Annotated in this window: 9 protein-coding genes and 19 tRNA genes; 2 read left to right on the top strand and 26 right to left on the bottom strand. The window is 37.0% G+C overall.

Annotated features, from left to right (window positions below; all coding sequences use genetic code 11):
- Positions 1 to 455: 455 nt before the first annotated feature.
- From DTK66_RS06995 to yjbM, 3 genes are read right to left on the bottom strand one after another with little or no spacing between them, the layout of a single operon-like run.
- Positions 456 to 1,352, bottom strand: a complete 897-nt coding sequence (locus DTK66_RS06995; RefSeq protein ID WP_153931528.1) for an RluA family pseudouridine synthase — start codon at positions 1,350 to 1,352, stop codon at positions 456 to 458.
- The gene (locus tag DTK66_RS06990) at positions 1,352 to 2,164 is read right to left on the bottom strand and encodes an NAD kinase (RefSeq protein ID WP_153931527.1); all 813 of its coding nucleotides are present in this window, start codon (positions 2,162 to 2,164) and stop codon (positions 1,352 to 1,354) included. Before DTK66_RS06990 ends, DTK66_RS06995 begins: the two co-directional genes overlap by 1 nt.
- Before the next feature lie 3 nt (positions 2,165 to 2,167).
- The gene (gene yjbM / locus DTK66_RS06985) at positions 2,168 to 2,824 is read right to left on the bottom strand and encodes a GTP diphosphokinase (protein WP_153931526.1); all 657 of its coding nucleotides are present in this window, start codon (positions 2,822 to 2,824) and stop codon (positions 2,168 to 2,170) included.
- 163 nt (positions 2,825 to 2,987) lie between these two features.
- Between yjbM and DTK66_RS06980 the strand changes: the two genes are divergently transcribed.
- Positions 2,988 to 3,626 (top strand): DsbA family protein, encoded by a 639-nt coding sequence (locus DTK66_RS06980; protein ID WP_191668198.1) that lies wholly within the window; start codon positions 2,988 to 2,990, stop codon positions 3,624 to 3,626.
- Positions 3,627 to 3,678: 52 nt separating this feature from the next.
- Here the strand turns inward: DTK66_RS06980 and DTK66_RS06975 are convergent, their stop codons facing one another.
- From DTK66_RS06975 to spxA, 4 genes are all read right to left on the bottom strand, one after another.
- Positions 3,679 to 5,055 carry a C69 family dipeptidase gene (locus tag DTK66_RS06975; protein ID WP_191668199.1) on the bottom strand — a complete coding sequence of 459 codons (1,377 nt, stop codon included), beginning with the start codon at positions 5,053 to 5,055 and terminating at the stop codon, positions 3,679 to 3,681.
- Between the two features lies 1 nt (position 5,056).
- Positions 5,057 to 6,100, bottom strand: coding sequence for a competence protein CoiA (locus tag DTK66_RS06970; RefSeq protein WP_191668197.1), 1,044 nt, complete (start codon positions 6,098 to 6,100; stop codon positions 5,057 to 5,059).
- Between the two features lie 84 nt (positions 6,101 to 6,184).
- A complete protein-coding gene (locus DTK66_RS06965) occupies positions 6,185 to 6,859 on the bottom strand; it encodes an adaptor protein MecA (protein ID WP_191668196.1) in 675 nt (224 codons plus the stop codon).
- Between the two features lie 129 nt (positions 6,860 to 6,988).
- Positions 6,989 to 7,390: a transcriptional regulator SpxA gene (gene spxA, locus DTK66_RS06960; RefSeq protein ID WP_153931478.1), complete on the bottom strand. Its 402-nt coding sequence runs from the start codon at positions 7,388 to 7,390 to the stop codon at positions 6,989 to 6,991.
- A gap of 217 nt (positions 7,391 to 7,607) precedes the next feature.
- Between spxA and DTK66_RS06955 the strand changes: the two genes are divergently transcribed.
- Positions 7,608 to 8,099 (top strand): antibiotic biosynthesis monooxygenase family protein, encoded by a 492-nt coding sequence (locus tag DTK66_RS06955; protein WP_153931479.1) that lies wholly within the window; start codon positions 7,608 to 7,610, stop codon positions 8,097 to 8,099.
- A gap of 297 nt (positions 8,100 to 8,396) precedes the next feature.
- Here the strand turns inward: DTK66_RS06955 and DTK66_RS06950 are convergent.
- The 19 genes from DTK66_RS06950 to DTK66_RS06860 form a co-directional block, all read right to left on the bottom strand.
- Positions 8,397 to 8,471 (bottom strand) — tRNA-Asp (locus tag DTK66_RS06950).
- Positions 8,472 to 8,475: 4 nt separating this feature from the next.
- Positions 8,476 to 8,549 (bottom strand) — tRNA-Met (locus DTK66_RS06945).
- A 9-nt stretch (positions 8,550 to 8,558) separates the two neighbouring features.
- Positions 8,559 to 8,630: transfer RNA gene (locus DTK66_RS06940), tRNA-Glu, on the bottom strand.
- 5 nt (positions 8,631 to 8,635) lie between these two features.
- A tRNA-Ser gene (locus tag DTK66_RS06935) sits at positions 8,636 to 8,723 on the bottom strand.
- 4 nt (positions 8,724 to 8,727) lie between these two features.
- A tRNA-Ile gene (locus tag DTK66_RS06930) sits at positions 8,728 to 8,802 on the bottom strand.
- An 8-nt stretch (positions 8,803 to 8,810) separates the two neighbouring features.
- Positions 8,811 to 8,881: transfer RNA gene (locus DTK66_RS06925), tRNA-Gly, on the bottom strand.
- A gap of 17 nt (positions 8,882 to 8,898) precedes the next feature.
- Positions 8,899 to 8,971 (bottom strand) — tRNA-Phe (locus tag DTK66_RS06920).
- An 8-nt stretch (positions 8,972 to 8,979) separates the two neighbouring features.
- Positions 8,980 to 9,054 (bottom strand) — tRNA-Asp (locus DTK66_RS06915).
- Positions 9,055 to 9,058: 4 nt separating this feature from the next.
- Positions 9,059 to 9,132 (bottom strand) — tRNA-Met (locus DTK66_RS06910).
- A gap of 8 nt (positions 9,133 to 9,140) precedes the next feature.
- A tRNA-Ser gene (locus DTK66_RS06905) sits at positions 9,141 to 9,228 on the bottom strand.
- Between the two features lie 47 nt (positions 9,229 to 9,275).
- Positions 9,276 to 9,349, bottom strand: a tRNA-Ile gene (locus DTK66_RS06900).
- A 16-nt stretch (positions 9,350 to 9,365) separates the two neighbouring features.
- Positions 9,366 to 9,439 (bottom strand) — tRNA-Met (locus DTK66_RS06895).
- A gap of 32 nt (positions 9,440 to 9,471) precedes the next feature.
- Positions 9,472 to 9,545 (bottom strand) — tRNA-Pro (locus tag DTK66_RS06890).
- 5 nt (positions 9,546 to 9,550) lie between these two features.
- Positions 9,551 to 9,624, bottom strand: a tRNA-Arg gene (locus DTK66_RS06885).
- 7 nt (positions 9,625 to 9,631) lie between these two features.
- Positions 9,632 to 9,717, bottom strand: a tRNA-Leu gene (locus DTK66_RS06880).
- Positions 9,718 to 9,734: 17 nt separating this feature from the next.
- Positions 9,735 to 9,806 (bottom strand) — tRNA-Gly (locus DTK66_RS06875).
- A 10-nt stretch (positions 9,807 to 9,816) separates the two neighbouring features.
- Positions 9,817 to 9,889: transfer RNA gene (locus tag DTK66_RS06870), tRNA-Thr, on the bottom strand.
- A gap of 52 nt (positions 9,890 to 9,941) precedes the next feature.
- Positions 9,942 to 10,014: transfer RNA gene (locus DTK66_RS06865), tRNA-Lys, on the bottom strand.
- Between the two features lie 18 nt (positions 10,015 to 10,032).
- Positions 10,033 to 10,105, bottom strand: a tRNA-Val gene (locus tag DTK66_RS06860).
- Between the last annotated feature and the right edge of the window lie 22 nt (positions 10,106 to 10,127).

The raw sequence follows: 10,127 nt of genomic DNA, 5'->3' as shown, positions 1-10,127 counted from the left end.
TGTTGGCTGATCAAGCAGCCAATCAACATATTTATTATATCATATGTTGATTCAACTTGTCAAGAAGAAATTTTAATTATTTTAGAATTTCTTTTGATTGATAACTCAATCAGCAACTTTATTAATATATCATGTCATCAAGTGAATGTCAACAACTTTTTACTAAAAAAGTAAAAACATTCAATAAATACAATGAAAGATTGTACTAACTTTAAGCAATCAAATGATAATATAATCATTTATATTTTACTATAATTATTTTTTTACTTAGCTACTATTTTAATTGGTCTAAGTAATCTATTCTTGATAACAGGAACTATATTATACCCAATCATTTTCTTTTTTACAAGAACTTTCTTAACTCAATTTTTCCATCATAATTTCAAACAAAAAAGTCAAGTCACTATTGCAATAACTGCTAATCGTGCTTGACTGTATTTACTACTACAAAACTTTTATGATCCGATATAATAATTTACCGCATGTTGAAAGTCTTTAGGCAATGGCGCCGATACAATGATATTTTTCCCTTGAAAAGGACTATAAAATTTCACCCAATAGCAATGTAATGCTTGTCTAGCAATAATCTTCGAATCTTTGCCATACATTCTATCGCCAATTAACGGAAATCCCAAAGCAGCAAAATGAACCCGAATTTGGTGAGTACGTCCTGTATGAAGTCGAATTTTCACTAAACTAGCCTGGGGATTACTTTTTGCGCACCAATACTCAGTAACAGACGCCTTTCCACCTTTTCCTACCATTCTTTTAACAAAAGAATCGGCGTCCCTTTTGATTGGTGCATCAATATATCCATGTTGTGCTGGAACCGTTCCATGTATAAGCGCTAGGTAGTTTTTCTTAACCAAATGCTTCTTTAACTGTGTATCAAGAACTGCATGTGCAAATCGATGCTTAGGAAATATAACTATCCCACTAGTATCCCGATCTAAGCGTGTCGCAACATGAGTTACCTGATTTTCATAATTTTGCTGTTTATAGTATCCCCGCACACGATTTACTAAGCTATCTGCTACTTCGACATTATGAGCCGGAACAGTAGCTACCCCCGCTGGCTTATTCATAATTAAGAAATCCCGATCTTCATATATAATATCGATTGGTTCATTACTGATATCAACATTATTATTAGCTACCTCAGGAGGAAGAATGAGTGTTATCTTATCTTGATAATGTACTTGATCCACTGCCCATTTATCTTCCCCATTAATCTTCATTTTTCCGCCATGATAAATAGCCACCTTTAATAAAGAAGATGAAACGCCATACATTCTTAAAGCTGCACGTAGTTTCCGTGGCGTTTGATGATTATATATCCAAGTAAATTCCATTAATGAACGCCACCAATAAACGAATCTTTTACCCGGTTCCAGAAATTATTATGACGGTATTGGGCAAAATAAATTCGTTGTTTTGACACACTATAGCATAACTCAGTCAGATAACGTTCTTTCTCGCTCTTTAGCATCCACTGATCACGATCACAAGTTAATACATGGCCATTTTCATCCCGTAATCGCAAAATCAATTTTGTATTAGCGCCAAAAATGATGGGAGAACCTAGCGTCCTAAACACACGATTGTTAAGTGATGCCATTTCTGCTAATTGAAATCCGATACTATTAGGGTCCATAATCGCTCCGCCAACAGATTTATTATATGCTGTTGATCCTGTTGGTGTCGAAATACATAAACCATCCCCACGAAAGTTTTCAAATAAATGATTATTAATAAATACATCGCACACCATTGTTCGTGTAACATTCCTGATAGTCGATTCATTTAATGCGACATATTTCTCTACTTTACCATCGGAATATGTCGCTGTCATATCAAGTAAAGGATATGATACTGCTTGTCCACTGTCTTTTAACAAGCTATCAACTAAATCATCAATTTCAAAACTACGCCAATCAGTGTAGAAGCCAAGATGTCCAGTATGAATCCCAACAAAACGAATATTATTTAAGTCCTTCTGGTAATGATGAAAAGCAGATAGTAAAGTGCCATCGCCACCAATCGTTACAACGACATCTGGATCTTTTTCCACATAAACTAAGCCGGCTCTTTCCATTTCAGATTTCAATAGTTTAGTCACTCGTTGTGATTCTGCCGTTTCGTTATTATAAATTCCAATTCTCATAATCTACCTCTTCAATTCATCTTCGTTTTCAAAGCTATCCGTTGATTTTCGATTTGAAAATAATGTCTGAGCTTCTTTTATTTCTTCTCTAATTTCTGACATTTCATTATCAAGCTTAAAGGCAGCTTCTGCGGCACGTTGCAAACGAGCAGATAATTCTTCTGGAAATTCACCCTGGTATTTATAGTTCAGCGAATGCTCAACAGTTGCCCAAAAATTCATAGCGAGAGTCCGTACTTGAATCTCTGCTAATATCCTTTTTTCACCAGTAATCAGCTGAACAGGATATTCAATAACAATATGATATGAACGATATCCACTTGGCTTTACATTTGTTACATAATCTCGTTCCTCAAGGATAGTCATGTCACTACGTTGCCGTAATAAATCGACAACCTTATAGATATCTTCTACAAATTGACACATTATTCGTAAGCCTGCAATGTCTTGCATATCTTGTTCTAAACGGTTTTCCTGCACATGACGTCTAATCATTTTTTCTTTTATACTATCAACTGGCTTCACTCTTCCAGTAACAAATTCAATTGGTGAATGCTGAGTTTGGTCTTGGAACTGTTTGCGCATCCCCCGTAATTTGACTTTTAATTCATTTACGGCTTGTTGATATGGCAAAAGAAAATGCTGCCAATCTTCAATCATAATTCAGCCTCCTGTTAAATCTCCGTATATTTTAGCACATTTCATAGAATAACTCTGCTATTTATCTCAAAACTAAATTCTTTACAAATTGACTGATATTTGCAAAAATAATTATGTTCACAGGATTAGAATTTTGAGTATACAAATGATCGGAGGGGTGATTATGCTCGAACTTCATCTTTTTGTGAATCCATTAGGGATGCGTTGCTTGCGGTGCGAAAAAGATGTTTTACAAATTGATCACGATTTAAATACAAAGATCAGTTATCAGTTTGTACCACTATTCAATATGAAAACAATCAATAATACGATTGACTTATATCACCTTAATCCGCACGATCTCGCTATTAGACAGCGAGTATCAAAGACCCTTAATCAAGTAATCCTAGATTACAAAGCGGCACTATTTCAAGGGCGAAAACGCGGACGCCATTACTTGTTGCTTTTACAATCGGCGCTAATCAAAAAAGGATTAAATTATAGCGATGAATTAGCTAACAAAATTGCGGCTGATTCAAATCTTGACATTGAGATGTTCCTAGAAGATCGTCAAAGTCAACTCGCAAAGCAGGCATTTCGTCAGGATCAAAAGATTGCCAATGATCTCGGTGTTTCTGAAACTGCTACTGCCGTTGTATTTAACACTAATGATTCTGATTATGGCCTAATGATTCCAAATTTTAATTATGATACTTTAATTAATGCTTTCAAAAGTGGCGAATTAAGCCCCAAAGCATCACTAAATGATTTAGCTAGCAACTACCAAGCTCCTAAATTAAAAATTTTACAAAATAATAATTAGAAAAGCAGGAGACGAGAACTGTTTCAAGTTCTGGGCTCTTGCTTTTCTTTTATTAAAATTGAAGTTTTTCATTTGCAAATGCTATTTTCACTAAATCACCCAATAGTTTTTTACTTTTATCCATTGCAATTTCAGCCATTTGATTATTAATCGTGGTTAAATATGCACTAACATCTTGATGATCATTAATTTTACTATCAGCCTGATGTTGTAAAGATAATGTTTTAGCCATTACTTGTAGTTCGAAATTTTCTTCAATACTTTGCGCTTGCCGATAGTATTGATCACCAATAGCAGTAATCGTATGAGTTAACCAATACATATCATCAATCGAATATTCAGTACTGGTGTCCCGATAAGCTGCTGGGGTATCGTCAATATTAGCATAGAACGGAACAATTGCATTAAACGTATTAGGACCAAATGCTAACCAATGAACTCCCGCAATACCATCTGGAAGACCACCACGAACTTGTAAGATATGTAGTTCTAAATTACGGTTTAAGGCAATTGAGCGAAATGGAGCTTTATCCGTGTCTAACTTATAAGGATCATATTCTGTTCCTTGGTAATGGGAACTCATTAGTTTCTTTACCATTGGAATACTAATCTTCTTATTGGCATAACAAATAAAAGGTAGATCATTGCTTTGCGGATTATGATTTATCGTTCCTAGTTGCTGTTGGACATACCACGCTCGCGGATTATTATAAACTGTATCTGTTATCGTTTCACTTCCACAAATATGACGAAGGTTATAATCCGTTTGATTGGGATTTAACTTATTATCATCAATCCACTGTTTTAATCCTAAAGAACTCATTGTATTAGGTGAATCAAAATCAAATTCTGTAATATTAAAACGATTAGGCGCAATAACATAGGCGTTATCTGGAATTTTAATTGCTGCCCAATGGTGGCCGCCAATTGTCTCCATGTACCAAACTTCATCTTTATCACTAAAAGCCACTGCATTTGATTCATAGGTCCCATATTCCGATAATAATTCTCCTAAACGTTTAACCCCCTCTCTAGCATTATTTATATATGGTAAAACAAGAGTAACGAAATCTTCTTCACCAATCCCCGACTCAATATTTAAGGGATCATAAGATAAGACTAAAGCATTGGTGGTAATTGTTTCAGTAGCAGTCATTGCCACATTGGCACTATTGATTCCACCAGCGCCAAAAATACCTTCTTTATCAGATGCATCTGGTGTTGATGTATATTTCAACTTAGGAATAGGTAATTTTAGTTTGAAATCTGTATTCTTGCTACGATATTCTCGCGGTTGCCTTTCTGGTTTAATAAGCACAAATCGTTGTGGATCAAAACTATTTCCATAATCTTCTTCTCGACAAATGATAGTTGACCCATCAATCATTGCATTTTTCCCTGCTAAGAAAGTTGTACAAGTATGTTGCATATTACGCACTCCTTTTCCCCTGTTGTATTTTCAATTTTTCTTTAGGACTGTTAACCCAGCATGGTCGTCGACACAAAATGAAATGATCATTACTATAACAGATTACACCAGCATCAATTAAGTCATTAGTATATTGCTGAATAACCCGCATTCGCAGCATATCTACATTAATGCATCCCGGGCATAGCCAATCACGACGGCCGGTTATAATTAATAATTTTTTCCATTCATTACTATGCCAAGAAAAAAATAACGGAAACTCCATCAATTTTAATATTACACCAATTCGCCAAAGAATAATTGGTTTAGCCATCGTTGGCCAGCTTACAACTAGATCATGACAAACGAGCGGACATTGTGCAAGTGTTCGCCCCGTTAACTTAAAAGCTGCAATCGCAATCTCATTTACTTCATTACTAGGCTGATGATACTGTTTATTCGCTAACATTGAAATTTGCTTTTTCATAATGAGAGTTTGGTTAAACTTCAAATTACTATATGAACATCGCCAATAATCATGCTTAATAATTAAGCGGGCCGTTTTAGTATTCCAAAACAACAAAGCCGGTCTCCCCTTATAAATTTGAGTAAATTGGACAATTTTTTGATTTCCTAATCGCCGAAAATATGGAGCCCCCAGTATCCACCAAACAGTTATGCCAGCTTGTTGATATCCTGTATTTCGTTCTAACATTCTTTCCAAACTCAAAGGACTGCACTGAAATTCAATTGCTATTCTCTGGCTCTTTCTTTTTAACAGAATATCAGGACGCTGTTCAATCTGAGGTAAATATACTTCTAATTGCGGACACCACTTATTTATTTTCAGCCACTGATAAATTTGTTTTTTGCCTTGCAAATGTTCTAAAGTCTCACCTTCACTAAATCCGCATAAAGCATGTTTTTTATGAGCAAAGTGAGGAATTCGATGCTTACCATGACGTAAAAGAACAGGTTGCTGACAACCAGGACATCGATAGTTCCCCTTAGCTTGAATATCTTCGCTTGCAACAACCAAGTGTTTATTTCCCATCGCAATTAACATTTTATCCCTCCTATAATTATATATACGTATTTTATTTAAATTTGCACGAAAAAAAGCCGCATTGAGATAAAACTCAATTACGACTTAAGCAAAATAGTGACGTATCAAGTGAAGGGCCGATACTGACATTATCTTTTTTCCATGTTCACTCAAAAAATCAACAGTTGTTGCAGTTGGACTCCCATATTCATAAGCAATTGCAAGTTGATCCTTAAGTGCAGCATCATTAAGATGAGCATTGTGATAGGCCATTGCTAAATAATAGTTATTATCATACTTATATAAATAGGACGATAAATCGTCATCTTCAGCAACCTTTGCAAAATCTATTAAATCTTCAAATGAATTAAAAATAATCACTTGCCAATTTGTTCGTTGCGCCTTTACCTCAGAACTGTCATCATCAATCATCGTCTTTCGCTGTTCTTGATTTTCAGTATGCTTTTGGATTAAATGTTGCTTAATAAACTGTGACACATGGTCATTGCCTGATCCACGCTGTTCATTACCAGCAAGGTTTGAATCATTTTTGCTAATAAATAATTCTAACCCATTGCTAGTTGGCATAACTTGAAAAGTAACCGCATCGTTGTTTTGAAATTGATGGTCTGTATCAACTTCTTTTAGAATGCTATAAAAAAAGTCTTCAATTTGTTGATGATCACCTAGTAAATCCAAAATAGTAATTCCACGAGCAGATAAATCATCATTATCAACCAAAACACGAATTGTATTTTCATTAATGCGTTCCATTTCCATTGAGCAGCACCTCCTTTTTACCGAAAATAGATGTTACTTCTATTGTAAGGATTTTAGCCTAAATGTAAAGTTACTAGATTAAAAGAAAAAATAAAAAAAGGAAAGCTCATCACTTTCCATATCTCAGAGTTAAATCATATTTGCCTTTTCTTGGGCTTCCACAAGTTCAAGTTCACGGACTCTCCGTGGTAAGAATCGACGAATCTCATCTTCGTTATAACCTACTTGCAGACGCTTATCATCAATAATGATTGGTCGACGTAGTAAACCAGGATTATTGCTAATTAATTTAAAAAGATCCTTCATCGATAAATCATTAAGATCAACATTTAATTTTTGATATGCCTTAGACCGTTTAGAAATTATATCTTCTGTTCCGTCTTCAGTCATCCGTAAGATATTCTTGATCTCATTTAGAGATAGTGGTTCAGAAAAAATATTTCGTTCTCTATAAGCAATATCATGTTCTTTTAACCAGGCACGGGCCTTGCGACAAGACGTGCAACTTGGAGACGTATATAATGTAACCATTGTTAGTGGCCTCCTTTTTTAGTTTAACTAGAACATTCATTAATACGTTAATTATTATACTACTAATTTATTTAAAATTAAAGTCATATAAGTAAAGTTATTGACTTTTTGTAAGCTTAATTCAAAGGGAAATATGCTAGTTTGCTTCTAATGTTTAATAATTATCAAAAAGTGTATTATAATAATAATGATTACTAACTTCTGAGGAGGAATTAATATGTTAACAAAAATCAGCTTAACATTTGGTTCACGACAAATTTTACAATCTATTATTGACAACTACCCAGAACGGCATTTTAAACTAATGCAAACTACTACGCATACAAGAAAACTAGCTCTCTTTGACCTTTCGGGAAAAGACACTATTTTTAAATCACCAGTAAAGCTATCAGTTCTAGACGAAACACTAAATGCAAACTTAAATGGTCTTTTTTACTACCAGTCATTTCAAGTAAATGGTGACCGACAAAAATTGCTTTATAATTCACTTCAAAAAGTTATTGAAGAACCCGCTGATATGAATGGTGGTTACCTACTTTCTGTAGATAATAAAGTTGAAGCAACAACATTGGTTTTATTAACATCCTGGAAAGATTTTGAAAGTTTAACTGATTGGCAAAATAGCGAATCCTTTAAATCATTAAAGAACTTTACGAGTATGGGATCAGATAATAGTTACTATGACGAGATTTATAAACCTGTCTTTTAATAATTATCTAATTAGTTGAAATTTTAGCAAGCAAAATTAAGTGCAAATTTTCTGGTATTGATTAAAATCAATACCAGTTTTTTATACAAAATATCAGTTGTTCTATTATTATCGATAATTAGCTCTTCTCATTTTATTTCAAAAATACTTGAAACTAAAGGTATAAATAACTTATTAAAACTTAGATGTCATGAATAAACTAAGCTAATTAAAATTCGATTATCATACCATCTTCCTATTAATCAAGTCTTTACAGAAAACAAAAAAGCCTAAGGTTATTTACCTTAAGCTTGCGAACGGTCCGTACGAGACTCGAACTCGTGATCTCATCCGTGACAGGGATGCGTCCTAAACCAACTAGACCAACGGACCAAAATTGCGGGGGCTGGATTTGAACCAACGACCTCCGGGTTATGAGCCCGACGAGCTACCAGGCTGCTCTACCCCGCGATAATAATATGACCCGTGCGGGATTTGAACCCACGATACCAGCGTGAAAGGCTGGTGTCTTAACCACTTGACTAACGGGTCATTAACGGAGAAGGAGGGATTCGAACCCTCGCACCGCTTTCGCGATCTACACCCTTAGCAGGGGCGCCTCTTCAGCCACTTGAGTACTTCTCCAAAATGGGCCTAAATGGACTTGAACCATCGACCTCACGCTTATCAGGCGTGCGCTCTAAACCAGCTGAGCTATAGGCCCATATCTAAAGCGGGTAACGAGAATCGAACTCGCGACAACAGCTTGGAAGGCTGTGGTTTTACCACTAAACTATACCCGCATAAATATTAAACTAAATGGCGCGGGACGGAATCGAACCGCCGACACACGGAGCTTCAATCCGTTGCTCTACCAACTGAGCTACCGAGCCAAATATAACGGTCCGTACGAGACTCGAACTCGTGATCTCATCCGTGACAGGGATGCGTCCTAAACCAACTAGACCAACGGACCAAAATTGCGGGGGCTGGATTTGAACCAACGACCTCCGGGTTATGAGCCCGACGAGCTACCAGACTGCTCTACCCCGCGATAATATAAGGAGGATGAGGGATTCGAACCCTCGCGTCGCTCTCGCGGCCTAGCGGTTTTCAAGACCGCCCCCTTCAGCCACTTGGGTAATCCTCCATAAAATAAGATTAAAACTATAATGATTCATCAAAGCTAATCTCTGATGGACCTTGTAGGACTCGAACCTACGACCGGGCGGTTATGAGCCGCTTGCTCTAACCAACTGAGCTAAAGGTCCAAAACAGCCAGCCAAATCGCGGCGGGGGGGATCGAACCCTCGACCTCCCGGGTATGAACCGGACGCTCTAGCCAGCTGAGCTACACCGCGAAAAAACTAATAAATATATTAGAATTTATAAATCGGGAAAACAGGATTCGAACCTGCGACCCCCTGGTCCCAAACCAGGTGCTCTACCAAGCTGAGCTATTTCCCGAAAAATGCACCCAGAAGGAGTCGAACCTTCAACCTTCTGATTCGTAGTCAGACACTCTATCCAATTGCGCTATGGGTGCATGTAAGTGCCGAGGACCGGGATCGAACCGGTACGGTTATCACTAACCGCAGGATTTTAAGTCCTGTGCGTCTGCCAATTCCGCCACCCCGGCATTATTAGAACTGGCAAAGCGGAAGACGGGATTCGAACCCGCGACCCCCACCATGGCAAGGTGATGTTCTACCACTGAACTACTTCCGCATAAATAAAGTGCCGACTAGAGGATTCGAACCTCCGACCCCCTGTTTACAAGACAGATGCTCTGCCAACTGAGCTAAGTCGGCAAAAATGACACTTTAAATTTTCAAAGTCAAATCCAAATGCAAAGCATTTGAATGAGCCGTGACGGGCTTGAACCGTCGACCCTCTGATTAAAAGTCAGATGCTCTACCAACTGAGCTAACGGCTCATGAGCTAAAACGCTCAATGGAGGATACAGGGCTCGAACCTGTGACCCCCTGCTTGTAAGGCAGATGCTCTCCCAACTGAGCTAATCCTCCAAAAGCGTGGCAACGTCCTATC

Origin of the sequence: Limosilactobacillus walteri (assembly GCF_014830205.1) — a bacterium.
Classification (GTDB): Bacteria; Bacillota; Bacilli; order Lactobacillales; family Lactobacillaceae; genus Limosilactobacillus; species Limosilactobacillus walteri.
Note: the sequence above shows the minus strand (reverse complement) of the source record. Positions and strands in the feature narration are given on the sequence as shown.